Source organism: Geodermatophilus sp. SYSU D00708 (genome assembly GCF_054050115.1).
In genome coordinates this window covers 46599-72436 of sequence record NZ_JBJGYS010000003.1, presented here as the reverse complement: position 1 = coordinate 72436, position 25838 = coordinate 46599, and the positions used below count along the sequence as shown (strand labels likewise).

The following is a 25838-nucleotide window of genomic DNA, read 5'->3' as shown; positions in this document are numbered from 1 at the left end:
CGAACGCGCGGTGTTCTCCGCCGTGCCCATCAGTCGTCCGAGGATGCTCATACCGGAGGAGTACCCCGCCCCGCCGGACCGATGCACGCGATCAGCTCCCGGCGCCCTGCTGGGCCGGGGTCTCGCCGCCCTCCAGGTCCCCCTCGGTGTCGAGGTAGGCCTGCTGCAGCTCGGCCAGCAGAGCCGGGTCGGGCTCGGCCCACATCCGCCGGTCGACCGCCTCCAGCAGCCGCTCCGCGATGCCGTGCAGGGCCCACGGGTTGGACCGCTCGAGGAACTCCCGGTTCTCCGGGTCGAGCACGTAGGTCTGCGTGAGCTTCTCGTACATCCAGTCGGCGACCACCCCGGTCGTGGCGTCGTACCCGAACAGGTAGTCCACGGTCGCGGCCAGCTCGAACGCGCCCTTGTAGCCGTGCCGGCGCATCGCCTCCAGCCACTTCGGGTTCACCACCCGCGCGCGGAACACCCGGGCGGTCTCCTCGGTCAGCGAACGGGTGCGCACCGCCTCCGGCCGCGTGGAGTCCCCGACGTAGGCGGCCGGGGCCCGGCCGGTCAGCGCGCGCACCGTCGCCACCATCCCGCCGTGGTACTGGAAGTAGTCGTCGGAGTCGGCGATGTCGTGCTCGCGGGTGTCGACGTTCTTCGCCGCGACCGCGATCCGCCGGTAGGCCGCCTCCATGTCCGGCCGGGCGGCCACGCCGTCCAGCCCGCGGCCGTAGGCGTAGCCGCCCCAGACGGCGTAGACCTCGGCCAGGTCGGCGTCCCCCCGCCAGTCGCGCGAGTCGATCAGCGGCAGGAGCCCGGCTCCGTAGGCGCCGGGCTTGGAGCCGAACACGCGGGTGGTGGCTCGCCGGCGGTCCCCGTGGGCGGCGACGTCGGCCTCGACGTGCGCCCGCACGAAGTTCTCCTCGGGCGACTCGGACAGCCCCGCCGCCAGCGTCACGGCGTCGTCGAGCATGGTCACCACGTGCGGGAAGGCGTCCCGGAAGAAGCCGGAGATCCGCACCGTGACGTCGATCCGCGGCCGGCCCAGCTCGTCGAGCGGCACGGGCTCGAGTCCGGTCACCCGCCGCGACGCGTCGTCCCACACCGGGCGCACGCCGAGCAGCGCGAGCACCTCCGCGACGTCGTCCCCGGAGGTGCGCATCGCCGAGGTGCCCCACACCGACAGGCCCACCGACCGCGGCCAGGACCCGGTGTCGGCGCGGTACCGCTCGACCAGCGACTCGGCCATCGCCTGCCCGGTCTCCCAGGCCAGCCGCGACGGGATGGCGCGTGGGTCGACCGAGTAGAAGTTCCGCCCGGTCGGCAGCACGTTGACCAGCCCGCGCAGCGGCGAGCCCGAGGGGCCGGCGGGCACGTACCCGCCGTCGAGGGCGTGCAGGACGGCGTCCATCTCGTCGGTGGTGCGCTCCAGCCGCGGCACGACCTCCTCGACGGCGAACCGCAGCACCGCCTCCACCTGCGAGGACGGCTCACCCAGGACGGAGGCCACCACCGAGGGGACGGCGTCCGGCGTCCACCCGGCTGCCTCCATGCCCGCCACCAGCGCGGCGGCGCGCGACTCGACCTCGTCGGTGTCGCTGCGCGACGCCCCCTCGGCCAGCCCCAGCGCCTCCCGCAACCCGGGCAGCGCCACCGCGCCGCCCCAGACCTGCCGGGCCCGCAGCATCGCCAGCACCAGGTCCACGCGGTCGTCGCCGGTCGGGGGCACGCCGAGCACGTGCAGGCCGTCGCGGATCTGCGAGTCCTTGATCTCACAGAGCCAGCCGTCGACGTGCAGGATCATCTCGTCGAAGTGCTCGTCCTCGGGCCGTTCGGACAGCCCCAGGTCGGAGTCCAGCTTCGCCGCCTGCAGCAGGGTCCAGATCTGCGCCCGGACGGCGGGCAGCTTCGCCGGGTCCATCGCCGCGACGTTGGCGTGCTCGTCGAGCAGCTGCTCCAGCCGGGCGATGTCGCCGTAGGAGTCGGCGCGGGCCATCGGCGGCACCATGTGGTCGACCAGCGTGGCGTGCGCACGCCGCTTGGCCTGCGAGCCCTCCCCCGGGTCGTTGACCAGGAACGGGTAGACCAGCGGCAGGTCGCCGAGGGCCGCGTCCGGCGCGCAGGAGGCCGACAGCCCGACGGTCTTGCCCGGCAGCCACTCCAGGTTGCCGTGCTTGCCGACGTGCACCAGCGCGTGCGCGCCGAACTCCGACCGCAGCCACCAGTAGGCGGCCAGGTAGTGGTGGGACGGCGGCAGGTCCGGGTCGTGGTAGATCGCGATCGGGTTCTCCCCGAAGCCGCGCGGCGGCTGGACCATCACCACGACGTTGCCCGCCCGCAGCGCGGCGAAGACGATCTCCCCGCCACCGGAGGCACTGCGGTCCACGAACAGCGAGCCCGGCGGCTCCCCCCAGTGCTCGACCACCGCCGACCGCAGGTCCTCCGGGAGGGTGTCGAAGAAGGCGCGGTAGGACGCGGCCGGGATGCGCACCGGGTTGCCCGACAGCTGCTCGTCGGTCAGCCAGTCGGCGTCCTGCCCGCCGGCGGCGATGAGTGCGTGCACCAGGGCGTCGCCGTCGAGGTCCGCGACCCCGGGCAGTGCGGAGGGCCCGTCGAACGGGCCGATGTCGTAGCCGGCGCCCGCCATCGCCGCCAGCAGCCGGACGACCGACGCCGGGGTGTCCAGCCCGACGGCGTTGCCGATGCGCGCGTGCTTGGTCGGGTAGGCCGAGAGCATCACCACGATCCGCCGCTCGGCGGGCGGCACGGTCCGCAGCCGGGCGTGCGCCACCGCCGTGCCGGCCACCCGGGCGGCCCGCTCGGGGTCGGCGACGTAGCTGGTCAGCCCGTCGGCGTCGGTCTCCTTGAACGAGAACGGCACGCTGACCAGCCGGCCGTCGAACTCCGGGATCGCGACCTGGTTGCCGACGTCGAGCGGCGAGAGGCCGTCGTCGTCGGCCAGCCACTCCTCGCGGGAGCGGGTCAGGCACAGCCCCTGCAGCACCGGCACGTCGAGGGAGGCGAGCGCGCCGACGTCCCAGGCGCCGTCGTCCCCACCGGCCTGCGCGGTGGCGGGGCGGGAGCCACCGGCGGCCAGCACGGTGACGACCAGCGCGTCGGCGGTGCGCAGGGTGGCCAGCAGGTCGTCGGGCACGCTGCGCAGGGTCGCGGTGAACACCGGCAGGGCGCGGCCGCCGGCGTCCTCGATCGCGGCGCACAGCGACTCGACGAACGCGGTGTTCCCGGCCAGGTGGTGGGCCCGGTAGTAGAGGACGGCGACGGTCGGGCCGGTGCTCCTGGTCGGCCGGTCCAGCAGGCCCCAGTCCGGCGCGACCGCCGGCGGCTCGAACCCCTCCCCGGTGAGCAGCACCGTGTCGGACAGGAACCGGTGCAGCTGCACCAGGTTGCCCGGCCCGCCCTGGGCCAGGTAGCCGTGCGCCTCGGTCGCCACGCCCATCGGCACCGTGGACAGCGCCATCAGCTCGGCGTCGGGCAGCTGCTCCCCGCCGAGGACGACGACCGGCGCGGGCCCGGCCAGCAGCGGCGCGAGCAGCTCCTCGAACTGCCGCCGCACCCCGAGCAGCCGGACGACGACCAGCTGCGCCCCCTCGACCAGGGCGGCGACCCCGTCGGGGTCGAGCCGGGCGGGGTTGCCCAGCCGCCAGTCGGCACCGCTCGCGCGGGCCGACAGCAGGTCGGTGTCGCTGGTGGACAGCAGCACGAACACGGGCAGGTCCTCACTCGGGGTCCGCGCCCCGGGTCGTCGGGCACGGCAGCCGGCGTGTCTGGCTTCCCCCGGGGGGATCACAGTGGCGGGACCGCGCCGGACTCGCACCGGCTTCCGCGCGCACTGCCGTGATGCCGGGACGCTACCCGGTGGTCGCCCGCGGCTGAGTCCGGCAGGCTCGGCCGCCGTGGCCGACCCAGCCCTGCGCCCGGGGGCGCGCGACATCGGGGCGTACCTGGTCAGTGCCCGCTCCTTCGACGAGTACCGGGCGATGTTCGCCCTGTCCGACACCGACCTCGCCGGCCGGGTCCTGGACTGCCCCGGAGGCGGCGCCGGCTTCACCGCGGTCGCCCGGGCCCGCGGGACCGACGCGGTCGCGGTCGACCCGGTGTACGCCACCCCACCGGCCGCGCTCGAGGACCGGCTGGCCGGCGAGCTGGAGCGCGGACGGGCCTGGGCCCAGGCGCACGCCGACCGCTACGTCTGGGACTTCTACGGGGACCCGGCCGGCCACACCCGGGTGCGGGCGGAGGCGGCGCGGGCGTTCGCCGCCGACCGCGCCGCCGCGCCCGGCCGGTACGTCTGCGCGGCGCTGCCCGCGCTGCCGTTCGGCGACGGCGCGTTCGACCTCGTCCTCTCCTCCCACCTGCTGTTCACCTACGCCGACCGGCTCGACCGCGCGTTCCACCGGGCGGCGCTGCTGGAGATGGCGCGGGTCAGTCGCGGCCGGGTGCGGGTCTACCCGCTGGTCGACCAGGCCGGCGGCGCGCTGCCCGACCTGCTCGCCGGGCTGGTGCACGACCTCGCCGCCGCCGGGGTCACCGCGGAGGTCCGCGAGGTGGGGTACGAGTTCCAGCGCGGCGCCCGCGCGCTGCTGGAGCTGACGCGGGACTGACGGCGTCCACCCGCACGGCTGCTGCGCGTGGCGACGCTCCGGCGGGCCGGCGGACGTCACCGCGGACGGGCCGCCGCCGTCCGGCCTGGCCCTACCCTGCCGCGCATGGGACCGCCCCCGGTGGCGCCGTTCCCCGCGGACGCCTTCTCCCGTGTCCTGTGCGTGGTCGCCCACCCCGACGACGTCGAGTACGGCACGTCCTCGGCCGTCGCCGCCTGGACCGCCCAGGGGATCGACGTCGCCTACCTGCTGCTCACCCGCGGCGAGGCGGGCATGGACGCGCTCCGGCCGGAGGAGACCGCGCGGCTGCGGACGGCGGAGCAGGTGGCGGCCGCGGACGTGGTCGGCGTGACCGACGTCCGCTTCCTCGACCACCCCGACGGCGTCCTGGAGTACGGGCTGGGCCTGCGCCGCGACATCGCGCGGGTCATCCGCGGCTACCGGCCGGAGGCGCTGCTCGTCGGGTCGTGGGACGTCGAGTTCGTCGCCGGGCTCAACCAGGCCGACCACCGGGTGGCCGGGCTCGCGGCGGTCGACGCCCTGCGGGACGCCGGCAACCGCTGGGTCTTCCCCGAGCTGCTCGACGAGGGGCTCGAGCCCTGGTCGACGCGGTGGCTGCTGGTGGGCGGCGACCCCCGGCCCACCCACGGCGTGGACGTGACCGGTGAGCCGCTGGCGCGCGGCGTCGCCTCGCTGGAGGCGCACAGCCAGTACCTCGCGGGCATCCCGGGGCACCCGCCGCCCCGGGCGATGATCCCCGGGATCACCGCGCTGCAGGGCCCGGCCCTGGGCGTCGAGCACGCGGTGCTGTTCCGGGCCTTCGACTTCGCCGCACCGCCGCCGATCGCTCTGGAGGCGATGCGCGCGGCCGCCGAGCGGGTCGGCTGACCGTCAGGCCGCGAGGGCGGCGGAGACCCGCGCCCGCAGCCGCAGGTACTGCTCCGCGCAGCGGCGCGGCGCCCCCTGCGGTCGCTCGACCACCCGGGGCTCCTGCACCACCTCGTCGGCCGCGAACTGCTCGCGGGTGAGGTCGACCTCGGTGCCGTCGGACAGCCGGTTCCACCAGTGGACGCCCTGCCGGGAGCCGTCCGGCCGCAGCACCTCGGCCAGCAGCAGCTCCCCGCCGAGCAGGTCGTGCACGACCAGCGCGGTGGCGCCGCACTGGCCGCGGGCCGGATCGGCCGGCGTCCAGTCGGCGAGGTCGGCGTCGTCGCAGGTCTCGCGGGACCAGGCCGCGCGCACGGCCGCGGTCACGGCGTCCAGGGCAGGCACGGCGGCAGGCTGCCACCCGCTGCCGACAGGTCGGTCAGGCCGCGCCCAGGGCGTCGGCCACCCGGTGGTGGCCGACCGCCTCGTCGGACCGGCTCTGCCGCTCCAGCGTGCGGGCCAGGGCCCGGCGCGCCCACCCGTTGGCCGGGGCGAGCTCGACCAGCCGGGTCAGCGTCTGCTCGGCGCGGGCGAGCTGGGCGGAGCCGAAGTAGGCGCGGGCGAGCAGCTCGAGGGCGGCCTCGTTGCCCGGCTCGGCCTCGACGACCGCCGCGAGCACCTTCGCCGCCTCGATCGGCTGGCCCATCGCGAGGAACAGGTCCGCGCGGAGGAACTCCGAGTGCAGGTCGATCTCGAACGGCTGGGTCATGCCAGGGACAACGCCGGACCGGCCCCCGGAGCTTCCCCCGCCGGCGCGGGATCGCGACCTTCGACCGCATCCGTGCCCGCCGCGGAGGCGAAGAATGGGCACCGTCCCGCGTCTCCTGGGAGCTCCCATGACACTGCGACTCCACCTCCCCCACCGCACGGCGCACCCACCCGAGGAACACCCCGGCCCCGGCGCCCGCGTGTTCGCCGTCCAGCGCACCGGCGCGGTCCTGGTGGCGCTGTTCCTGCTGGTCTTCGGCCTGCTCGGCTTCGCCGGCGGCCTGGCCTACTTCTCGACCGACGGTCAGCGCATCCTCGGCCTGTCGTCCAACGGCCTGCTGTCGACCATCTCGGTCGTGGTGGCGGTCGTGCTCCTCGTCGCCGCCGCGCGCAGCCCGCGCACCGCGTCGACGGTCATGATCGTCATCGGCGTGCTGTTCCTGCTCTCCGCCCTGGTCAACCTGGCGGTGCTGCGGACGTCGTTCAACATCCTGGCCTTCGAGTTCAGGAACGTCGCCTTCTCCGTCGGCGTCGGCCTGCTCCTGCTGGTGCTCGGCGCCTACGGCCGGATCGGCGGGCACCTGCCCGAGGACAGCCCGTACGCCCACCCGCACGCGGCCGCCGCCGAGGACGACGACGAGTTCCCGTCCACCCCGCAGGAGGTCGCCGCCGAGCGGGCGATGCGCGACGCCGAGGTGGCCGTCGTCCAGCACCTGGCGACCGACGACCAGCGGCGCCGGGTCGAGGCCATGGCCCGGGTGCACTCGCGGGCCGACCGCCGGCGGGTGTGGATGTCCTTCGACAGCGGGCGCGAGCTGCGCTGAGACCGCCGGCGCCGGCGGGCCGTACCCTCGCCAGCGCCATGACCGCCACGCCCGCCCGCCTCCGCAGCGACGCCTGCCCCGGCGCGCTGCAGACCCACGCCGCGGCCGACGGGGCGCTGGCGCGGGTGCGGGTGCCCGGCGGCCTGCTCACCGCCGCCCAGCTGCGGGTCCTCGCCGGCGCGGCACACGACCTCGGCGACGGCGGCCTGGAGCTGACCAGCCGGGGCAACGTGCAGCTGCGCGGCCTGGCGCCGGGGGCCGAGGCGGAGCTGGGCGGCCGGCTCGCCGCGGCCGGCCTGCTGCCCAGCGCCGCGCACGAGCGGGTGCGCAACGTGCTGGCCAGCGCGCTGTCCGGCCGGGCCGGCGGCCGGCTCGACGTCCGGCCGTGGGTGGCCGCGCTGGACGCCGGGCTGTGCGCGGAGCCGGCGTTCGCCGCGCTGCCGGGCCGGTTCCTGGTGACCCTCGACGACGGCCGCGGCGACGTCGCCGGCCTGGGCGGGGACGTCGGCCTGCGCGCGCGCTGCCCGGCCACGGTCGCGCTGACCCTCGCCGGCGCCGACACCGGCCTGCGCGTGGCACCCGAGGACGCGGTGGCCCTCGCCCTCGCCGCCGCCCGCGCCTTCCTCGACGAGCGCGCCGACCAGGAGTCGAGCGCCTGGCGGCTGGCCGAGCTCGACGACGGCCCCGCCCGCGTCGCCGCCCGGCTCTTCACGACGGTGTCGCCCGACGAGCGGGGGGCCGGAGGCCTCCCCGAGGAGGGTGGGCAGCGGCTCCACGGCGCCGGGGAACGGCACCTGGCCGCGGTGTCGTCCGGAGGACGACCGTGTGGTCGCCTGCGGCAGGACGACGGGCGGGTCGCGCTGGTCGCGGTCGTCCCGCTGGGGAGGCTGACCGCCGACCAGGCCGACCTGCTCGCCGCCACCGCCGACGACCTGCAGCTGACCCCGTGGCGCAGCGTGGTCCTGCCCGACCTGCCCGACGACGCGGCGGCCTCCTCCCTCACCGCGGCGGGCCTGGTGCTCGACCCGGACAGCCCCTGGCTGCGGGTCACCGCCTGCACCGGGCGGCCGGGGTGCGCGAAGAGCCGGGCCGACGTCCGCGCGGACGCCGCGCACGCCGTCGCGGCCGGCGTCCTGCCCGCCGACGGCGCCCGGCAGCACTGGGCGGGGTGCGAGCGCCGCTGCGGCCGCCCGCGCGGCGAGGTGGTCGACGTGGTGGCGACGGGGACCGGGTACCGGATCGGGAAGGCGTGATGTTCGAGTACGTGAAGGACGGCGCGGAGATCTACCGGCGCTCGTTCGCGACCATCCGCGCCGAGGCCGACCTCGCCGGGCTGCCCGAGGACGTCGCCCGCGTGGCGGTGCGGATGATCCACGCCTGCGGGCAGGTGGACCTCGTCGACGACCTCGCCTTCTCCCCCGGCGTCGTGGCCCGCGCGCGGGCGGCGCTCGACGCCGGCGCCCCGGTGCTCTGCGACGCGCAGATGGTCGCCTCCGGCATCACCCGCCGCCGGCTGCCGGCGGACAACGAGGTCGTCTGCACGCTGGGCGACCCGCGCACGCCCGCCCTCGCCGCCGAGCTCGGCACGACCCGCACCGCCGCGGCGCTGGAGCTGTGGCGCGACCGGCTCGAGGGCTCGGTCGTGGCGATCGGCAACGCGCCCACCGCGCTGTTCCACCTGCTGGAGATGGTCGCCGCGGGCGCGCCCCGGCCGGCGGCGGTGGTCGGCGTCCCGGTCGGCTTCATCGGCGCGGCGGAGTCCAAGGAGGCGCTGGCCGCCGGCGACCTGGAGTACCTCGTCGTCCGCGGCCGGCGCGGCGGCAGCGCGATGACGGCCGCGGCGGTCAACGCGATCGCGAGCGACGTCGAGTGAGCGGCCGTCTCTACGGGGTCGGGCTCGGGCCCGGGGACCCCGAGCTGGTCACCGTCAAGGCCGCCCGGCTGATCGGCGCCGCCGACGTCGTCGCCTTCCACGCCGCCCAGCACGGCCGGTCGGTGGCCCGCGCGCTGGCCGCGCCGTACCTGCGCGAGGGCCAGGTCGAGGAGCTGCTGGTCTACCCGGTCACCACCGAGACCACCGACCACCCCGGCGGCTACCAGGGCGCGATCGACGAGTTCTACGAGGCGGCCGCGGCCCGGCTGGCCGCCCACCTCGACGCCGGGCGGGACGTCGTCGTCCTCGCCGAGGGGGACCCGTTCTTCTACGGCTCCTACATGCACATGCACAAGCGGCTGGCGCACCGCTACCCCACCGAGGTCGTGCCCGGCGTGACCAGCGTGAGCGGGGCGTCCGCGGCGGTCGGCCGGCCGCTGGTCGAGCGCGACGAGGTGCTCACCGTGCTGCCCGGCACGCTCGGCGCCGACGAGCTCGCCGAGTGGCTGGGCACCACCGACTCGGCCGCGGTGCTCAAGCTCGGGCGCACGTTCCCGCAGGTGCGCGAGGCGTTCGACCGCGCCGGCGTCCTCGACCGGGCGCTGTACGTGGAGCGGGCGACGACCGACCGTCAGCGCTGCCTGCCGCTGGCCGAGGTCGACCCGGCGACCGTCCCCTACTTCTCCCTCGCCCTGCTGCCCAGCCCGCTGACCGGCCCCACGCCCGGTCCCGAGCAGCACGACGAGCAGGCACCGCGCACCGGCGAGGTGGTCGTGGTCGGCCTCGGTCCCGGCCGTCGCTCGTGGACCACGCCCGAGGCCGCCGAGGCGCTGGCCGCCGCCGACGACCTGGTCGGCTACGGCCCCTACCTCGACCGGGTGCCGGTCAACCCGCGGCAGACCCGCCACCCGAGCGACAACCGGGTGGAGGCCGAGCGGGCGGCGCACGCCCTCGAGCTGGCGCGGACCGGACGGCGGGTCGCGGTGGTCTCCAGCGGGGACCCCGGCGTCTTCGCCATGGCCGCGGCCGTGCTGGAGGTGGCGGCGCGGCCGGAGTTCGCCGGCGTCCCGGTGCGGGTGCTGCCCGGCCTCACCGCCGCCCAGGCCGTGGCCGCGCGGGTGGGCGCGCCCCTGGGACACGACTTCGCCGTGCTGAGCCTGTCCGACGTCCGCAAGCCGTGGGACGTCGTCGTCGACCGGCTGCGCCACGCCGCGGCCGCCGACCTGGTGATCGCGCTGTACAACCCGAGGTCGAAGGCCCGGCCGCACCAGCTGGGCCAGGCGCGGGAGGTGCTGCTGGAGGTCCGCGCGCCCGAGACCGTCGTCGTGGTCGGCCGGGACGTCGGCGGGCCGGAGGAGCGGGTCACGGTCACCACGCTCGGCGAGCTCGACCCGGAGGCCGTCGACATGCGCTGCCTGGTCCTCGTCGGCTCCTCGCAGACCCGCGTCAGCCCGACCGGCGCCGTCTACAGCCCCCGCTCGCACCCGTCCTTCCGGGAGTGAGAAGAAGGTCGTGACACTCAGTGCCACGCCCTGGCACCATGACGGCGACGTGGCAGGCGTCACCGCATCGGCGCCGATGCCGGCCGACCGCTGAGTGCAGAGGAGCTCTCATGGCGAGCACCAAGGACTGGTTCGAGACCGTCGAGGAGGCCAAGCACCGCGCGAAGAAGCGGCTCCCGCGGTCGGTCTACATGGCGCTGGTCGCCGGCACCGAGAAGGGCCTGACCGCCGACGACAACGTCGCCGCCTTCGACGAGATCACCTGGCGGCCGCACGTCGCGGACCTGTCGGCCAAGCGCGAGACGGCGACGACGGTCATGGGCCAGCAGGTGTCGATGCCGGTGCTCATCTCCCCCACCGGCGTGCAGGCGGTCCACCCCGACGGCGAGGTCGCCGTCGCCCGCGCCGCCAAGGCCGAGGACGTCGCGATGGGGCTGTCCTCCTTCGCCAGCAAGCCGGTCGAGGAGGTCGGCGCGGCCAACGACAAGCTGTTCTTCCAGATGTACTGGGTCGGCTCGCGCGAGACGATCCTCGCCCGCGCCGAGCGCGCCCGGGCCGCGGGCTCCAAGGGCCTGATCATGACGCTGGACTGGTCGTTCGCGTCCCGCCGCGATTGGGGCAGCCCGCCGATCCCGGAGAAGATCGACGTCAAGAACGCGCTGAAGTTCGCCCCCGAGGTGCTGCGCAAGCCGCGCTGGCTGGCCACCTACCTGCGCACCGGCTCGATCCCCGAGCTCAGCGTGCCCAACCTGGCCCTCGAGGGTCAGGAGCCGCCGAACTTCTTCGGCGCCTACGGCGAGTGGATGGGCACCGCGCTGCCGCGCTGGGAGGACGTCGCGTGGCTGCGCGAGCAGTGGGGCGGGCCGTTCATGCTCAAGGGCGTCACCCGCGTCGACGACGCCCGCCGCGCGGTCGACGCCGGCGTGAGCGCCATCTCCGTCTCCACGCACGGCGGCAACAACCTCGACAGCACCCCCGGCGCGATCCGCTCGCTGCCGGCGATCGCCGAGGCCGTCGGCGACCAGGTCGAGGTCGTCATGGACGGCGGCGTGCGGCGCGGCGCGGACGTGGTGAAGGCGATGGCGCTGGGCGCCAAGGCCGTGATGATCGGCCGGGCCTACCTGTGGGGCATGGCCGCCAACGGCGAGCGCGGCGTGCAGAACGTGCTGTCGATCCTCCGGCAGGGCATCGACGAGGCGCTGCTGGGGCTGGGCAAGTCCTCGGTGCACGACCTCACCCGCGAGGACGTCGTCCTGCCGGCGGACTTCGAGCGACGCTGACCGCCGCGGCGCCGGCCGCCCGGCGCTGATCCCCGCGGACCCGCCGTCCGCGCGGGAATGCGGTCGCGGCGGGAGGGCTTGCTCGTTGTCGTGCCCTCCCGCCGCCTGCCCCCGAGAGCCGCCTTCTGGACGGCCGCGACCCTGCTGGTCCTGGTCCTCGCCGCCTCGGGGGTGCCCTCGCCGCTGTACCGCGTCTACCAGGAGCGGTTCGGGTTCTCGGCCGGCGTCCTGACGACGGTCTTCGGCATCTACGCGATCGCCCTGCTGGGCGCGCTGCTGGTGGTGGGCCGGCTCTCCGACCATGTCGGGCGCCGTCCGGTGGTCGCCGTCGGCCTGCTGCTCCAGGTCGGCGCCAGCCTGCTGTTCCTCGCGGCGGACGGCGTGGGCTGGCTGCTGGCCGCCCGGGTGGTGCAGGGGCTGTCCGTCGGCGCCCTGACCGGCACGCTCGGGGCGGTGCTGCTGGACCTGCAGCGCCGCGACCGGCCCCTGGCGGCGATGCTCAACAGCGCCTCGCCCACGGTCGGGCTCTCCCTCGGCGCGGTGGGCGCCGGCCTGCTGGTCGAGCTCGCCGCCGAGCCGACCCGCTGGGTGTTCGCCTCGCTCGCGGTCGCCTTCGTGCTCGCCACCGCTGTGGTCTCGCTGCTCCCCGAGACCTCGCCGCGGACGCCGGGGGCGCTGGCGTCGCTGCGCCCGCAGGTGCGGGTGCCCCGCGCGCACCGGGCGGCCTTCCTGGTCGCGCTGCCCTGCCTGGTCGCCATGTGGGCGCTCGGCGGGCTCTACCTCTCCCTCGGCCCGTCGCTGGCCGTGGACGTCTTCGGGGTCGACGACCACCTCGTCGGCAGCCTGCTGATCCTCGCCATGCAGGGGACCGGCGCGGTCGCGTCGACCACCATGTGGCGGGTGCGCCCGCAGCGGTCGATGCTCTCCGGCGCGCTGCTGTTCGCCGTCGGGGTGAGCATCGCGATCACCGCGCTGGTCACCGCGTCGCTGCCGCTGTTCTTCGTCGCCTCGGTGGTGTCCGGGTTCGGCTTCGGCTCGGCGTTCCTGGGCGCGATGGGCACGATCACCGCGGGTGTCGCGCCCGGCGACCGCGCGGGGCTGCTCTCCAGCGTCTACGTGGTGGGCTACCTCGCCTTCAGCGTGCCGGCGATCGTCGCCGGGGTCGTCGCCGGCGAGGTGGGGCTGCGACCGACCGCCGAGGGCTACGCCGCGGTGCTCGTCGTCCTCACGGCGATCGCGGTGGCCGGCCTGCTGCGCCGGCGCCGGGCCCTGCGGCAGGCGGCGCCGGTCGAGCAGGCCGAGCCGCTCGCCGCTTGAGGAAGGGCCCCCTGCCCCCCGCCACTCGCACGCTCGCGGCGGGACCCTGCAGGGGGCCGAATCGGACCGTTGGCCGGCGTCTGCTCTACCGGCGGACGGCGGCGAGGAAGCCCAGCGCGCGCTCCCGCAGCTCGCCGGCCCGCTGCGTCACGACCTCGGCCGGGTCCCGGTCCTGCAGCCACGGCGGGATCTCGGTCCGGACCCGGTGCGAGCAGGCGAGGTCGGCGCAGATGTAGGTGCCGACGGTGTTGCCGTTGCGCCCGGCCTCCCCCGCCCGCCGGGCGGTGAACAGCGAGACACCGTCCCCGGGCTGCGCCGTCTGGCACAGCAGGCACATCGCCGCCGTCCGGCTGGACATGCGGCTGTCGGCGGCACGGACGGCGACGCCCACGGGCTGCTCGTCGACCTCGAGGACCAGGTACCCGCGCAGCGGCGCCTTCGGGTCCCGCCAGCCCAGCACCTCGAGCTGCGCCCAGTCCAGGTCGCCGAAGCCCTTCGGCAGGACCAGGCCGTCGGCCTCCCCCCGGGAGCAGTTGAGGAACGAGCGGCGTACCTGCCGCTCCGTCAGCGCGCGCACCGTGTTGCGTCCTTCCCTCGTCCAGCGACTGCCGCCGGACATCCTGCCCACACGGTCGCCGATCGCTCAGCCGAATTCCGGGCCCAGCGCCGTCAGGACCTCCGCGGGCGTGGCGGCGACCACCGCCGCGCCGGCGTCCTCCAGCTCGCCGGCGGGCGCCGGTCCCCAGCCGGCGCCGATGCAGGGCAGCCCGTGCGCCGCGGCACCCAGGACGTCGTGCGCCCGGTCGCCGACCAGCACCGGGTCCCGGCCGCCGGGGTGGGCGGCCAGCGCCGCGGCGACGACCTGGTCCTTGTGCCGGACGGCGCCGTCGAGGGTGGCCCCGTGCACGCCGGCGAACGCGGACAGCAGACCGGTGTGCGCCAGCACCCGGACGGCGAAGGTCTCCGGCTTGCTGGTGGCGACCGCGAGCGTGGCGCCACCGGCCCGCAGCGCGGCGAGCAGCTCCGGGACGCCCTCGTGGACGCCGACGTCGAGCAGCGCCCCCGCGGCGTAATGCGCCCGGTAGGCGGCCACCGCGCGCGGGACGTCGTCCGGCGGCACCCCGAGCACCAGGGCGAAACCGTCCTGCAGCGGCGGGCCGACCATCTCCCGCAGCTGCTGCGGCGTGGGCTCGGGCAGGCCGAGCGCGGCCGCGGCCACCCGCACCGACGCCCAGATCCCGGGCGTCGAGTCGACGAGGGTGCCGTCGAGGTCGAAGAGGACCAGCCTGGTCACCGGCCGCCGACCCCCTGGTTCGGGGATCGACCGATCGATGCCGGGCACTGGCGCGTCCTCACGGATGGTGCTCCAATCTTCAAACACTTCTCCTCGACCGTGCACCGGAGGACCCGATGACCCGGACCCGTGACACCGCCGTCGCAGCGCCCACGTCCACGATCCGGCCGGTGCAGGCCGCCGCCGTGCTGTCGGTGCTCGTGCTGCTCTGGCAGTTCTTCTCCGCCGGCCAGATGATCACCACCGGCGACGGGACCGGCGGGCACGGCGTGGGCGCGATCGCCCTGCACGTGGCGACCGGTCTCCTCCTGCTCGGCACGGCCCTGTACGCGCGCCGCACCCGCGTGTGGTGGCCGGCCGCGCTCAGCGGCGTCACCTTCCTGCTCACCTTCCTCCAGGCCTGGCTGGGCAGCCACGGCCAGATCGCGGCGCACGTCCCGGTCGCCCTGCTCGTCACCATCGGCATCGTGTGGGTGACGGCCTGGGCGTTCTGGCCCGCGAACTCCTAGTCCTCACCGGGCGCGCAGCCAGGCGAGCGCCTCCTCCACCGTGGCGACCACGGGCACGCCCGGGGGCACCGGGGGCCGGCGGACGACGACCACCGGCAGCCCCAGCTCCCGGGCCGCGGTGAGCTTGGCGGCGGTCATCCCGCCCCCGCTGTCCTTGGTGACGACGACCTCGACGGCGTGCTCGCGCAGCAGTGCCCGCTCCTCCTCGACGGTGAACGGGCCGCGGGCGAGCACGACCGTCGTCCGCTCCGGCAGCGGCGGGGACGGCGGGTCGACCGCCCGGACCAGGCAGCGGCCGCGCAGGCCGGCGAAGGCGGCCAGTCCCTGCCGGCCGGTGCTGAGGAACACCGAACCGCAGCCGGCCACCGCCTGCGCGGCCTCCACCAGGGAGTCCACCCAGCGCCAGTCGTCGCCGGGACCGGCCGTCCAGCCGGGCCGCTGCAGCCGCAGCAGCGGCGTGCCGGTGGCAGCGGCGGCCGCGGCTGCGTGCGCGGTCATCGTCGCCGCGAACGGGTGGGTGGCGTCGACCAGCGCCGCCACGCCGTGCAGCGCCGCGGCCAGGCCCTCGACGCCGCCGAACCCGCCGACCCGCACCTCGCCCGGCGGCAGCACCGGGTCGGCGACCCGGCCGGCGAGCGAGCTGAGCACGTCCACACCCTCCTCGACCAGCCGCCCGGCCAGCCGCCGGGCCTCCCCCGTGCCGCCGAGCACCAGCACCCGGCCGGTCACCGCCGCGCCCCGTGCATGCTGATCCCGTGACGGAGGCCGGGCGGGAGCGCACCTCGGGGCTGCGCTACGGCTGGACGACCGGAGCCTGCGCGACCGCCGCGACGACGGCCGCCTACACCGCCCTGCTCACCGGCGAGTTCCCCGACCCGGTGGGGATCGACCTGCCGCGGGACGTGCACCCGACCTTCGCCCTGGCCACCGAGTCCCTGTCGCCCGGGGTCGAGGCCTGCGCCGGCGTGGTCAAGGACGCCGGCGACGACCCCGACGTCACCCACGGCGCGCTGGTGTCGGCGCGCGTCACCCACGGGGAACCCGGCAGCGGCGTCGTCTTCCGGGCCGGCCCCGGCGTGGGCACGGTGACCAAGCCGGGCCTGCCGCTGCCGGTCGGCGAGCCGGCGATCAACCCGATGCCGCGGAAGTTCATTCGCGAGCACGTCGCCGCGGTCGCCGCCCGCCACGGCGGCACCGGGGACGTCGTCGTCGAGGTCGCGGTGGCCGGCGGCGAGGAGCTGGCCCGGAGGACGTGGAACCCGCGGCTGGGGATCCTCGGCGGGCTGTCGATCCTGGGCACCACCGGGGTCGTCGTCCCGTACTCGTGCTCGTCGTGGATCGACTCGATCCGGCGCGGCATCGACGTCGCCCGCGCGGCCGGGCACCGGCACGTGGCCGGCTGCACCGGGTCGACCAGCGAGCGGGTGGTCAGCCAGCTCTACGGGCTGCCCGAGGACGCGCTGCTCGACATGGGGGACTTCGCCGGCGCCGTCCTCAAGTACCTGCGGCGCCACCCGGTGCCGCGGCTGACCGTCGCGGGGGGCATCGGCAAGCTGGCCAAGCTCGCCGACGGCCACCTCGACCTGCACTCCGGCCGCTCCCAGGTGTCCCCTGCGTCGCTGGCGGCGATGGTCCGCGACGCGGGCGGCGCGCCGGAGCTGGTCGAGGGCGTGCAGCGGGCGAACACGGCGCTCGACGCGCTGCAGCAGTGCCAGGCGGCGGGGCTGCCGCTGGGCGACCTGGTGGCCGCCGGCGCCCGCAGGACCGCGCTCGGGGTGCTGCGCGGCGCCCCGGTGGCGGTCGACGTCGTGGTCATCGACCGCGCCGGCGCCGTGGTCGGCCGCGCCTAGGAGGAGCCCGCTGCCCCCCACCGCTCGCGAGCTCGCGGCGGGCCCCTGCAGCGCGGCCATCACCGGGGCCGGGTCGTCGAGTAGAGGTGGCTGTCGGGGAACTGCCCGGCGGTCAGCACCGGCCCCACGACGACGACCGCCGTCCGCCGCACCCCGGCGTCCTCGACCTGCTGCGCGATGTCGGCGAGCGTGCCGCGCAGCACCAGCTCGTCGTCCCGGCTGGCCCGCGCGACCACCGCGACCGGGCCGTCGGCGCCGTAGTGCTCGGCCAGCTGCGGGGCGAGCTCGGCGATCCGCTGCACGGCCAGGTGCAGCACCAGGGTCGCCCCGGTGGCGGCGTAGGCGGCCAGCTCCTCCCCCGGCGGCATCGGGGTGGAGCGGGCCGACGTGCGGGTCAGGACGACGGTCTGGCCCACCCCCGGCACGGTGAGCTCCCGCCGGAGCGCCGCGGCCGCCGCGGCGAACGCCGGCACCCCCGGCACCACGTCGTAGGGCACCCCGACGGCGTCCAGCCGGCGCATCTGCTCGGCCATCGCGCTGTAGACCGAGGGGTCCCCGGAGTGCAGGCGGGCGACGTCGAGGCCGGCCGCGTGCGCCGCGACCAGCTCGGCGGTGATCTCGTCGAGGTCGAGGTCGGCGGTGTCGACCAGCCGGGCGCCGGGCGGCGCGGTGTCGAGCAGCTCGCGCGGCACCAGCGCACCCGCGTAGAGGCAGACCGGGCAGGTGGCGATCAGCCGCGCCGCGCGCAGGGTGACCAGGTCGGCCGCGCCCGGGCCCGCTCCGATGAAGTGCACCGTCATGGCCTGGTCACCGACCAGACGGTCACGGGCATCGCGGGCCGCCAGCCGGTGAAGGAGCCCACCGGCTCGGCCCGCGCGACGGCGATCCGCACCAGCGCCCCGCCCACGCGGGCGTGCCAGGTCGCCAGCACCGCCTCGCTCTCCACCGTGACCGCGGTGGCCACCAGCCGGCCGCCGGACTCCAGCGCCTCCCAGCAGGTCTCCAGCAGCAGCGGGGTGGTGAGGCCGCCGCCGACGAACACCGCGTCCGGCGGGGCCAGGCCCGCGAGCGCGGCGGGGGCCGAGCCGTGGACGACCCGCAGGTACGGGACGCCGAGCCGGGAGGCGTTGCGGGCGATCCGCTCGGCCCGCTCGGCGGAGGCCTCGACGGCCACGGCGCGGCAGGTGGGGTGCGCCCGCATCCACTCGATGCCGATCGAGCCCGCTCCGGCGCCGACGTCCCACAGCAGCTGCCCGGGCACGGCGGCGAGGCGGGCGAGGGTGATCGCCCGCACCTCGGACTTGGTCAGCTGGCCGTCGTGCTCGTAGGCGTCGTCGGGCAGCCCGGGGGTGGTCGGCAGCGGCACGGTCCCCCGGTCGGCCCGGCACTCGACGGCGGTGACCGCCAGCGCCGGCGCCGACTGCGACCAGGTGGCCGCGGTGCCGGTGCGCACCACCTCGTCGGGGCCGCCGAGGCCGCCCAGCACGGTCACCCGGCTGGGCCCGTACCCGCGCGCGGTGAGCAGCGCGGCGACCTGTGCCGGGGTGCGCCCGTCGGACCCGAGGACCAGCAGCCGCCGCCCCGGCTGCACGTGCGGGTGCAGCAGCTCGAGCGGGCGGCCGACCAGGGTGACCACCTCGGTCTCCTCCACCGCCCAGCCCAGGCGCGCGCAGGCCAGCGACACCGAGGACGGCGCCGGCAGCACCCGCACCCGGCCGGAGCCGAGCAGCCGGGTCAGCGTGGTGCCGATGCCCGACAGCATCGGGTCGCCGCTGGCCAGGACGACGACCGCCCGGCCGGCGTGCTCCTCCAGCAGCCCGGGCAGCGCCTCGCTCAGCGGGGAGGGCCAGGGCACCCGCCGGGCACCCACCGAGGCCGGGACGAGGTGGAGCTGGCGGGCGCTGCCCAGGAGCACCTCCGCGCGCTCCACCTCGGCCCGCGACGCCGGCGCGAGCCCGTCCCAGCCGTCGGCGCCGATGCCGACGACGACGAGCCGGGCCGTCGCCACGGTCACGCCGTGCCCATGGGCGCGACTCCGACCTCGGTCCGCTCCTCGCTCGCTGGCGCTCGCTGCGATGCTCCCTCGGGCGTCGTCACGCCGGGAGCTCCCCGCCGGGGCCCGCGGCCTCCGCCAGCAGCCGCTCGCGCAGCTCCTCGGGCAACCGGTCGACGTAGACGGTCCCGTCCAGGTGGTCGACCTCGTGCTGGAGGCAGCGCGCGGCCATCCCGGTGGCCTCGATCGACACCGGCACGCCGTCCGCGTCGACGCCGTCCACCCGGGCTCGGAAGGCGCGCGGCAGCTCGGCGTAGGGGCCGGGCACCGACAGGCAGCCCTCCTCGGTGACCTCCTCGGCGGGCTCGCCCTGATGCGGCTCCAGGATCGTCAGCTCGGGGTTGACCACGTAGCCGACGACGTCCTCACCGGCCGCGTCGGGGCAGTCGATGACGAAGACCCGCGCGTCCACCCCGATCTGGTTGGCCGCCAGGCCCACCCCGTCCGCGGCCTCCATGGAGGCGAACATGTCCAGGACCAGGCGGCGCAGGTCCTTGCCGAAGGCGGTGACCGGCGCGCACGGGCGGTGCAGGACCGGGTCACTCCCGTAGGTGACGATCGGCCGGGCTGTGCCGGAGTACCGGCCGGGCAGGCGCATGGACGCCGATCCTAGGGACGGCTCCCGCTCCCGAGGCGGGCCGCGGGTGCTCCCGCCGCGGGTGCTCCCCCACGTGCTCGTGCTCTGCTTGCGCGGCGCACGCAGAGCACGAGCACCCGGAGGAGGACCCGCTGACCACGCCCACCGCCGTCGGCCTGGCCCTGGGCGCCGCCGCCGACCTGCTGCTCGCCGATCCGCGCCGCGGCCACCCGGTGGCGGGGTTCGGCCGGGTGGCCGGGGCGCTGGAGCGCCGGGTCTGGCGGGACTCCCGAGCGGCCGGCGCCGGGTACGCCGCCGCGCTGGTGGCCGGCGCCGCCGGGCTGGGCGCCGCCGTCGACCGGGCCACCCGCGGTCGCCGCGCCGTCCGCACCCTCGCGACGGCGGCGGCCACCTGGGCGGTGCTCGGCGGCACGTCGCTGGGCCGGGCCGCCACCGCGATGGCCGCGGAGCTGGACGCCGGGGACCTGCCCGCCGCCCGGGCCCTGCTGCCCACCCTCGCCGGCCGGGACCCCCGGTCCCTCGACGAGGGCGAGCTGGCCCGGGCGACCGTCGAGTCGGTCGCGGAGAACACCTCCGACGCCGCCGTCGCCCCGCTGTTCTGGGGCGCGGTCGCGGGGGTGCCCGGCCTGCTGGCGTACCGGGCGGTGAACACCCTCGACGCGATGGTCGGCCACCGGTCGCCGCGGTACGCGCGGTTCGGCTGGGCGGCCGCCCGGGCGGACGACGTCGCCAACTGGCTGCCCGCGCGGGTCACCGCGGCGCTCACCGTGGCCGCCGCCCCGGCGACCGGTGGCTCGGCGCGCGGCGCCTGGACCGCCTGGCGACGTGACGGGGCCGCCCACCCGAGCCCCAACGCCGGGCGCTGCGAGGCCGCGCTGGCCGGCGCCCTGGGACTGCGGCTGGGCGGCCGCAACGTCTACGGCAGCCGGGTGGAGGACCGGCCGGTGCTCGGCAGCGGGCGGGCGCCGGCGGCCGGGGACATCGCGCGCGCGGTGCGGCTCTCCCGCGCCGTGTGGATCGCGGCGGCGGCCCTGTCCACGATCGGCGCGGCCACGATCGGCGCGGCCACGACGTCCCGGCTGCGCCGCGGCCCGCGCGACTGCCGCGGCTGAGCCGGGTGCCGCGGCAGGACGCCCCGCGGCTCGGGCAGGACGAAGAAGCCGGCCGGGTCGGTCCGGGCGTGGCTGGCCGGCGGGTCGGCCGGACCGCGGCCACCGCGGACGGCGACGGCGAGGGTGGTCACCGACAGGGCGACCAGCCCGACGAGGACGAGCAGGACGACGACACCACCTGTAGTCATGACCAGAGATTGGCACCGTCAACACTGGCGTAGAGCGGTCCACTTCGGCATGGTGGACCGCATGCCATCGGGAATTGGCCAGTCCACTTCGGCGCAGGAGCTGGCCACACTGGTCGAGCCACTGGGGGCGCTGCCCGGCCCCCGGTACGTGGCGCTGGCCCGGAGGGTCCGCGAGCTGGTCACCACCGGGACGCTGCCCGTGGGCACCCGGCTGCCGGCCGAGCGCGAACTGGCCACGGCGCTCGGGGCCAGCCGGGTCACCGTCGCCTCGGCCTACCGGCTGCTGCGCGCGGAGGGGTTCGCGGCCACCCGGCACGGCTCGGGCACGGTGACCGAGCTGCCGACGGCGAGCAGCGGCTGGCGGGCGCCGAGCACCGACCCGGAGGTGCTCGACCTGGCCCACGCCGCCCCGGAGGCGGTGCCGGAGGTGCAGGCCGCCTACGAGCAGGCGGTGGCGGCGCTGCCCGGGTACACCACCGGGCACGGCTACGCGCCCAGCGGCCTGCCCGAGCTGCGCGCCGCGATCGCCGAGCGGTTCACCGCCCGCGGCCTGCCCACCGACCCCGACCAGGTGGTGGTCACCGCCGGCACCGGGGACGCCACGGCGATCGCCGTCTCGACCCTGCTGCAGCCCGGTGACCGCGTGCTCGTGGAGCACCCCACCTACCCCGGCGCCATCGGGATGGTGGGCGCGGCGGGCGGCCGCTGCGTGCCCGCGCCGGTCGACGGCGCCGACCCCGATGCCCTGGTGGGTGCCGCGGCGATCGTCGCGCGGCAGAGCAGCCCCCGGCTGGCCTACCTCATGCCCGACTTCTCCAACCCCTCCGGCGCGCGGCTGTCGGCGGCCGGGCGGCGCCGGCTGTCGGCGACCCTCTGGCAGCACGGCGTCCTGGCCGTCGTCGACGAGGTGACCGCCGAGCTGTACCTGGACGACGGGCCGCTGCCCCCGTTCGCCGCGGGGCTGCCCGACCCGGCGACGGTCACCGTGGGCGGTCTGGCCAAGGCCGTCTGGGGCGGGCTGCGCATCGGCTGGCTCCGGACCGACGCCGCGCTCGCCGACCAGCTCGGGGCCGCGCTGGGCCGTCGGCAGCTGTCGGTCGGGGTCGTGGACCAGCTGGCCGCGACCGTCCTCGTGCGGCAGCTCGACGGCATCCTCGAGCGGCGCCGACAGGTGCTGCGCGAGCGGCGCGACGTGCTGCTCACCGAGCTGGCCCGGTGCCTGCCCGAGTGGACCGCACCACGGCCGGCCGGCGGGCTGTCGGTGTGGTGCCGGTTGCCGGCGGGCACCAGCTCGGCCGCGCTCACCGCGGGCGCCGCGGCGCACGGCCTGCTCCTGGCGGAGGGACGCGCGTTCGGCACCGGCCACGCCTTCGACGACCACCTGCGGCTGCCGTTCACCCTGCCGCCCGACCGGCTGCGGACCGCGGTGGAGCTCCTCGCCGAGGTGGCCGCGGGGCTGCCCGTGCGGCCCGGCGACAGGTCTCCGGCCCGTCCGGCCACCGTCGTGTAGTGACACCTCCCGGAGTGCGGACGCGGACAGGCCGTGGCGACGCGGCGCGGCGTGCGATCGGGTGGTCGCTGCGCGTGCAGAACCTCCCGTTGCGTCGTACCGTCCGGGGGAACGGAGCGGCCGGCCTCGCCCGCCGGCGTACCGCGGAGGTCGAACACACGGCCGGCGGCGCCCGAGACCGGGTCGAGCCCGGTGGCACCCTCGTGGAGTCGACATGACAGCGACGCCTTCCCCCACCCTCGGACGGTCCCGCCCCGTGGCCGACCACCCCACGCCGGCGGCCCGTCCCGGTACGCCTGCCTCGCGACCGGTCCCCACGCCGCACCGGCTGGCCGGGCGGTTCCGCCACGACCGGCGCACCGGCAACTGGGCGTGGTCGCCGGAGATGGCCAGGCTGCTCGGCCTCCCGCGCGGAGGCGCGCACCCCTGCGCGGAGCTGCTGGCGCGGGCCCTGCACCCGGGCGACCGGTCGCGGGCGCTCGACGCGATCACCCGGGCCTGCGCCGACGGGCTGCCCTTCTCGCTGCGCGTGCGCCTCGGCAGCCGGAGCGGCCTCGGCACGCCCGCCGTCCTCGTCGGGGAACCGGTGGTGGACGCGGCCGGGTCGGTGGACGCGCTGGAGGGCCTGCTGGTCCTCCTGCCCGAGGAGGTGGAGGTCGACGCGGCGTCGTGCGCCCACGGGTCGGTCGACGACCGGGTCCAGGCGCTGGAGACCGAGGTGTGCCAGCTGCGCACCGCGATGGCCAGCCGGGCGGCGATCGAGCAGGCCAAGGGCATCCTGATGCTGCTCACCAGCTGCGGTGAGCAGGTGGCCTTCGACCTGCTGGCGCACATCTCCAGCAACTGCCACCGCAAGGTCCGCGACGTGGCCGTGGCGATCGCCGAGTCCGCCGCGGGCCGGTCGTCCCTGCCGGCGGACGTGCGGGCCCTGATCCGGGACGTCTGCCCGCCCACACCGCGCATGCACTGAGAAAGGACCCTCCTGCCCCCCACCCCTCGCAGGCTCGCGGCGGGCCCCTGCAGGAGGGCCGTTCCGGCACGGGAGAATGCCCGCTGTCGTCGGCAGCCGCCGGCGGCTCCCCGAGCCGAGAGGGGAAGCGCGGCGTGCTCTACCTCGTCGCCCGGTTCCTGCTGCGCCCGCTGTTCCACGCGGTCCTCCGCATGCGCGTGACCGGGAAGGAGAACGTCCCGCCCACCGGGCCGGTGATCCTGGCCAGCAACCACCTGTCGTTCATCGACAGCATGGTCATCCCGCTCTCGGCCCCGCGGCGGGTGCACTACCTGGCCAAGGCCGAGTACTTCACCGGACCCGGCATCGGCGGCTGGCTGTCCAAGCAGCTGTTCACCGCGCTGGGCGCCATGCCCGTCGAGCGGCAGACCTCCCGCGCGGCGCAGGAGGCCCTGGACACCGCGCTCGGGGTCCTCCGCCGCGGCGAGGGGTTCGGCATCTACCCCGAGGGCACCCGCTCGCGCGACGGCCGGCTGGCCCGCGGCAAGACCGGTGTCGCCTGGCTGGCGCTGACCGCCGACTGCCCCGTCGTCCCGGTCGCGGTGTCCGGCACCGACGAGGTGCAGCCGGTCGACGCCAGGTGGCCGCGGCCGCACAAGGTCTCGGTCACCTACGGCGAGCCGCTCACCTTCCCCGAGTACCGGGGCATGGCCGGCAACGGCCGCGCCCGCCGGGCGGTGACCGACCGGATCATGGAGGCGATCGCCGAGCTGTCGGGGCAGGAGAAGGCCGGCTGGGGCGTGCCCCGCGAGGTGGCGTGACCCGCAGCCGCCCCGGCGCGCTGCTCGTCGCCGGGACGACGTCGGACGCCGGCAAGTCCGTGGTCACGGCCGGCATCTGCCGCTGGCTGGTGCGCCAGGGGGTCTCGGTGGCCCCGTTCAAGGCGCAGAACATGAGCAACAACTCGATGGTCACCCCCGACGGCGCGGAGATCGGCCGGGCCCAGGTGGTGCAGGCCGCGGCCGCCCGCGTCGAGCCCGAGGCGGCGATGAACCCGGTGCTGCTCAAGCCCGGCGGCGAGGACTCCAGCCACGTCGTCGTCCTCGGCAAGCCGGTCGCCGAGGTGACCGCGCTCTCCTACCGGCCGATGAAGGCGGCGCTGCTCGAGCAGGTGCTGGCCAGCCTCGCCGACCTGCGCGCCCGGTTCGACGTCGTGGTCTGCGAGGGCGCGGGCTCCCCCACGGAGATCAACCTGCGGGCCGACGACATCGCCAACATGGGCCTGGCCACCGCCGCGGGACTGCCGGTGGTCGTCGTCGGCGACATCGACCGGGGCGGGGTGTTCCCCGCCCTGTACGGCACCGTCGCGCTCATGCCCCCGGCCGACCAGCGGCTGGTCGCGGGCTTCCTGGTGAACAAGTTCCGCGGCGACGTCCGGCTGCTGCGCCCGGGCCTGGAGGCGCTGACCGGGCTGACCGGGCGGCCCACGCTCGGCGTGCTGCCGTGGCGCGACGGTCTCGACCTCGACGTCGAGGACTCCCTCGGCCTCGGGAGACCCCGGGCCGCGGCCGGCCCGCCGCACGGGGAGGACGTGCTGCGGGTCGCCGTCGCGCGGCTGCCGAGGCTGTCCAACTCCACCGACGTCGACGCGCTGGCCGCCGAGCCCGGCGTGCTGGTCCGCTACGCGACCACGCCGCAGGAGCTGGCCGACGCCGACCTGGTCGTGCTGCCCGGCACCCGCGCCACCGTCGCCGACCTGCGCTGGCTGCGCGCCACCGGGCTGGCCGACGCCGTGTCGCGGCGGGCCGCGGAGGGCCGGCCGGTGCTGGGCATCTGCGGGGGCCACCAGATGCTGGCGCGGACCATCACCGACGACGTCGAGTCGCGGGCCGGCGCGGTCCCGGGGCTCGGGCTGCTGCCGGCCGACGTCCGCTTCGCCCGGGAGAAGACCCTGGGCCGGCCGGTGGGGACGGCGTTCGGCGAGGCGGTGCGCGGCTACGAGATCCACCACGGCGTGGTGACCGTCGACGACACCGCCGAGCCCTTCCTCGACGGCGCCCGGTCCGGCGCCGTCTGGGGCACCACCTGGCACGGGGCGTTCGAGAACGACGCCTTCCGGCGGGCGTTCCTGGCCGAGGTGGCACGGGCGACCGGCCGGCGGTTCGTCCCCGCGCCGGACACCGACTTCGCCGCGGTCCGGGAGCGCCGGCTCGACGCACTGGGCGACCTGGTCGCCGAGCACGCCGACACCCGGGCGCTCTGGCGGCTGGTCGAGGAGGGCGTCCCGGACGGGCTCCCGCTGCTCCCGCCGGGGGCCGGTCGCTAGCCCGCGGCCAGCCGCTCCCGGACGTCGTCCGGCCAGGCCGCGGCCGCGCCGTCGGCCACGCACACGTACGTCGTCCGGACGACGCAGCAGGCCCGCTCCCCGACGCGCACGGTGAACCGCGCCGTGACGCTGGTGCGCCCCACCCGCTCGGTCTCGGCGTCCACGGTGACGGTGTCGCCCCAGCGGGCGGGGGACGCCCACTCCAGCGTGCTGGCCTTGACCAGCGGGTCGATGCGGCGCTCGGTGAGCTCCGCCCAGGGCAGCCCCATCGAGGCCCACCAGACGGTGGAGGCCTCGTCGGCCCAGGTGAGGTAGTGGGCGTTGAACACCACGCCCTGTTGGTCGCACTCGACGTACCGGACCGGGGAGCTCCACTGCGCGGGCACGAGGCCGAACGCTAGCCCGCTAGCG

At 76.7% G+C, this 25838-nt stretch carries 25 protein-coding genes and 1 riboswitch; of the genes, 15 read left to right on the top strand and 10 right to left on the bottom strand.

Annotation, left to right across the window (positions count from 1 at the left end; all coding sequences use genetic code 11):
- Positions 1–91 precede the first annotated feature (91 nt).
- The gene (cobN, locus tag ACI79D_RS03805) at positions 92–3712 is read right to left on the bottom strand and encodes a cobaltochelatase subunit CobN (protein ID WP_456916981.1); all 3621 of its coding nucleotides are present in this window, start codon (positions 3710–3712) and stop codon (positions 92–94) included.
- Between the two features lie 54 nt (positions 3713–3766).
- Positions 3767–3828: riboswitch (cobalamin riboswitch) on the bottom strand.
- A gap of 71 nt (positions 3829–3899) precedes the next feature.
- On the opposite strand from cobN, the gene ACI79D_RS03800 reads away from it, so the two are divergent.
- Both ACI79D_RS03800 and ACI79D_RS03795 read left to right on the top strand, forming a co-directional pair.
- Positions 3900–4607 carry a methyltransferase domain-containing protein gene (locus ACI79D_RS03800; RefSeq protein WP_456916980.1) on the top strand — a complete coding sequence of 236 codons (708 nt, stop codon included), beginning with the start codon at positions 3900–3902 and terminating at the stop codon, positions 4605–4607.
- A 105-nt stretch (positions 4608–4712) separates the two neighbouring features.
- A complete protein-coding gene (locus tag ACI79D_RS03795; protein WP_456916979.1) occupies positions 4713–5495 on the top strand; it encodes a PIG-L deacetylase family protein in 783 nt (260 codons plus the stop codon).
- Positions 5496–5498: 3 nt separating this feature from the next.
- Here the strand turns inward: ACI79D_RS03795 and ACI79D_RS03790 are convergent, their stop codons facing one another.
- Entirely contained in the window at positions 5499–5879 is a 381-nt protein-coding gene (locus tag ACI79D_RS03790; RefSeq protein WP_456916978.1) for a YunG family protein, read from the bottom strand.
- Positions 5880–5913: 34 nt separating this feature from the next.
- Positions 5914–6243 (bottom strand): tetratricopeptide repeat protein, encoded by a 330-nt coding sequence (locus ACI79D_RS03785; RefSeq protein WP_456916977.1) that lies wholly within the window; start codon positions 6241–6243, stop codon positions 5914–5916.
- A 127-nt stretch (positions 6244–6370) separates the two neighbouring features.
- Here ACI79D_RS03785 and ACI79D_RS03780 point away from each other — a divergent pair, with 127 nt between their 5' ends.
- From ACI79D_RS03780 to ACI79D_RS03755, 6 genes are all read left to right on the top strand, one after another.
- Positions 6371–7066 carry a DUF4383 domain-containing protein gene (locus ACI79D_RS03780; protein WP_456916976.1) on the top strand — a complete coding sequence of 232 codons (696 nt, stop codon included), beginning with the start codon at positions 6371–6373 and terminating at the stop codon, positions 7064–7066.
- 38 nt (positions 7067–7104) lie between these two features.
- Positions 7105–8319 (top strand): precorrin-3B synthase, encoded by a 1215-nt coding sequence (cobG, locus tag ACI79D_RS03775; protein ID WP_456916975.1) that lies wholly within the window; start codon positions 7105–7107, stop codon positions 8317–8319.
- On the top strand, positions 8319–8939 hold the full coding sequence (locus ACI79D_RS03770; RefSeq protein ID WP_456916974.1) for a precorrin-8X methylmutase: 621 nt from the start codon (positions 8319–8321) through the stop codon (positions 8937–8939). The genes cobG and ACI79D_RS03770 overlap by 1 nt, the downstream gene beginning before the upstream one ends.
- Complete coding sequence (locus ACI79D_RS03765) at positions 8936–10441, top strand: precorrin-2 C(20)-methyltransferase (RefSeq protein WP_456916973.1); 1506 nt, start codon at positions 8936–8938, stop codon at positions 10439–10441. Before ACI79D_RS03770 ends, ACI79D_RS03765 begins: the two co-directional genes overlap by 4 nt.
- 110 nt (positions 10442–10551) lie before the next feature.
- Positions 10552–11721, top strand: coding sequence for a pre-mycofactocin synthase MftD (gene mftD / locus ACI79D_RS03760; RefSeq protein WP_456916972.1), 1170 nt, complete (start codon positions 10552–10554; stop codon positions 11719–11721).
- A gap of 90 nt (positions 11722–11811) precedes the next feature.
- A complete protein-coding gene (locus tag ACI79D_RS03755; RefSeq protein ID WP_456916971.1) occupies positions 11812–13038 on the top strand; it encodes an MFS transporter in 1227 nt (408 codons plus the stop codon).
- Between the two features lie 85 nt (positions 13039–13123).
- Here ACI79D_RS03755 and ACI79D_RS03750 read toward each other — a convergent pair whose 3' ends face one another.
- Both ACI79D_RS03750 and ACI79D_RS03745 read right to left on the bottom strand, forming a co-directional pair.
- Entirely contained in the window at positions 13124–13615 is a 492-nt protein-coding gene (locus tag ACI79D_RS03750) for an FBP domain-containing protein (protein WP_456916970.1), read from the bottom strand.
- A gap of 66 nt (positions 13616–13681) precedes the next feature.
- On the bottom strand, positions 13682–14332 hold the full coding sequence (locus ACI79D_RS03745) for an HAD hydrolase-like protein (RefSeq protein WP_456916969.1): 651 nt from the start codon (positions 14330–14332) through the stop codon (positions 13682–13684).
- A 116-nt stretch (positions 14333–14448) separates the two neighbouring features.
- Between ACI79D_RS03745 and ACI79D_RS03740 the strand changes: the two genes are divergently transcribed.
- The gene (locus tag ACI79D_RS03740; protein ID WP_456916968.1) at positions 14449–14841 is read left to right on the top strand and encodes a hypothetical protein; all 393 of its coding nucleotides are present in this window, start codon (positions 14449–14451) and stop codon (positions 14839–14841) included.
- 3 nt (positions 14842–14844) lie between these two features.
- Here ACI79D_RS03740 and ACI79D_RS03735 read toward each other — a convergent pair whose 3' ends face one another.
- A complete protein-coding gene (locus tag ACI79D_RS03735; RefSeq protein WP_456916967.1) occupies positions 14845–15570 on the bottom strand; it encodes a cobalt-precorrin-6A reductase in 726 nt (241 codons plus the stop codon).
- 26 nt (positions 15571–15596) lie between these two features.
- Between ACI79D_RS03735 and ACI79D_RS03730 the strand changes: the two genes are divergently transcribed.
- The gene (locus ACI79D_RS03730) at positions 15597–16691 is read left to right on the top strand and encodes a cobalt-precorrin-5B (C(1))-methyltransferase (protein WP_456916966.1); all 1095 of its coding nucleotides are present in this window, start codon (positions 15597–15599) and stop codon (positions 16689–16691) included.
- A gap of 59 nt (positions 16692–16750) precedes the next feature.
- Here the strand turns inward: ACI79D_RS03730 and cobM are convergent, their stop codons facing one another.
- The 3 genes from cobM to def form a co-directional block, all read right to left on the bottom strand.
- Positions 16751–17491: a precorrin-4 C(11)-methyltransferase gene (gene cobM, locus ACI79D_RS03725; RefSeq protein WP_456916965.1), complete on the bottom strand. Its 741-nt coding sequence runs from the start codon at positions 17489–17491 to the stop codon at positions 16751–16753.
- Positions 17488–18705 (bottom strand): precorrin-6y C5,15-methyltransferase (decarboxylating) subunit CbiE, encoded by a 1218-nt coding sequence (cbiE, locus tag ACI79D_RS03720; RefSeq protein ID WP_456916964.1) that lies wholly within the window; start codon positions 18703–18705, stop codon positions 17488–17490. Before cbiE ends, cobM begins: the two co-directional genes overlap by 4 nt.
- A gap of 79 nt (positions 18706–18784) precedes the next feature.
- On the bottom strand, positions 18785–19342 hold the full coding sequence (gene def, locus ACI79D_RS03715) for a peptide deformylase (RefSeq protein WP_456916963.1): 558 nt from the start codon (positions 19340–19342) through the stop codon (positions 18785–18787).
- A gap of 131 nt (positions 19343–19473) precedes the next feature.
- Here def and ACI79D_RS03710 point away from each other — a divergent pair, with 131 nt between their 5' ends.
- From ACI79D_RS03710 to ACI79D_RS03690, 5 genes are all read left to right on the top strand, one after another.
- Positions 19474–20454: a cobalamin biosynthesis protein gene (locus ACI79D_RS03710; RefSeq protein ID WP_456917217.1), complete on the top strand. Its 981-nt coding sequence runs from the start codon at positions 19474–19476 to the stop codon at positions 20452–20454.
- Positions 20455–20703: 249 nt separating this feature from the next.
- Positions 20704–22152, top strand: coding sequence for a MocR-like transcription factor YczR (yczR, locus tag ACI79D_RS03705; RefSeq protein WP_456916962.1), 1449 nt, complete (start codon positions 20704–20706; stop codon positions 22150–22152).
- Positions 22153–22366: 214 nt separating this feature from the next.
- Positions 22367–23122 carry an ANTAR domain-containing protein gene (locus ACI79D_RS03700; RefSeq protein ID WP_456916961.1) on the top strand — a complete coding sequence of 252 codons (756 nt, stop codon included), beginning with the start codon at positions 22367–22369 and terminating at the stop codon, positions 23120–23122.
- A gap of 134 nt (positions 23123–23256) precedes the next feature.
- Positions 23257–23922 carry a lysophospholipid acyltransferase family protein gene (locus ACI79D_RS03695; protein WP_456916960.1) on the top strand — a complete coding sequence of 222 codons (666 nt, stop codon included), beginning with the start codon at positions 23257–23259 and terminating at the stop codon, positions 23920–23922.
- Complete coding sequence (locus tag ACI79D_RS03690; protein WP_456916959.1) at positions 23919–25427, top strand: cobyric acid synthase; 1509 nt, start codon at positions 23919–23921, stop codon at positions 25425–25427. Before ACI79D_RS03695 ends, ACI79D_RS03690 begins: the two co-directional genes overlap by 4 nt.
- Here the strand turns inward: ACI79D_RS03690 and ACI79D_RS03685 are convergent.
- Positions 25424–25813 carry an acyl-CoA thioesterase gene (locus tag ACI79D_RS03685; protein ID WP_456916958.1) on the bottom strand — a complete coding sequence of 130 codons (390 nt, stop codon included), beginning with the start codon at positions 25811–25813 and terminating at the stop codon, positions 25424–25426. The two genes, ACI79D_RS03690 and ACI79D_RS03685, sit on opposite strands and share 4 nt — an antisense overlap.
- Positions 25814–25838: the final 25 nt, after the last annotated feature.

Bases quoted from the DNA above. Each gene is read 5' to 3' on its own strand.
- ACI79D_RS03780 (WP_456916976.1), top strand. From the start codon at position 6,371: ATGACACTGCGACTCCACCTCCCCCACCGCACGGCGCACCCACCCGAG.
- ACI79D_RS03795 (WP_456916979.1), top strand. From the start codon at position 4,713: ATGGGACCGCCCCCGGTGGCGCCGTTCCCCGCGGACGCCTTCTCCCGT.
- cobG (WP_456916975.1), top strand. From the start codon at position 7,105: ATGACCGCCACGCCCGCCCGCCTCCGCAGCGACGCCTGCCCCGGCGCG.
- ACI79D_RS03740 (WP_456916968.1), top strand. From the start codon at position 14,449: ATGACCCGGACCCGTGACACCGCCGTCGCAGCGCCCACGTCCACGATC.
- def (WP_456916963.1), bottom strand. From the start codon at position 19,342: ATGCGCCTGCCCGGCCGGTACTCCGGCACAGCCCGGCCGATCGTCACC.
- ACI79D_RS03785 (WP_456916977.1), bottom strand. From the start codon at position 6,243: ATGACCCAGCCGTTCGAGATCGACCTGCACTCGGAGTTCCTCCGCGCG.
- yczR (WP_456916962.1), top strand. From the start codon at position 20,704: ATGCCATCGGGAATTGGCCAGTCCACTTCGGCGCAGGAGCTGGCCACA.
- ACI79D_RS03700 (WP_456916961.1), top strand. From the start codon at position 22,367: ATGACAGCGACGCCTTCCCCCACCCTCGGACGGTCCCGCCCCGTGGCC.
- cobM (WP_456916965.1), bottom strand. From the start codon at position 17,491: ATGACGGTGCACTTCATCGGAGCGGGCCCGGGCGCGGCCGACCTGGTC.
- mftD (WP_456916972.1), top strand. From the start codon at position 10,552: ATGGCGAGCACCAAGGACTGGTTCGAGACCGTCGAGGAGGCCAAGCAC.
- ACI79D_RS03770 (WP_456916974.1), top strand. From the start codon at position 8,319: ATGTTCGAGTACGTGAAGGACGGCGCGGAGATCTACCGGCGCTCGTTC.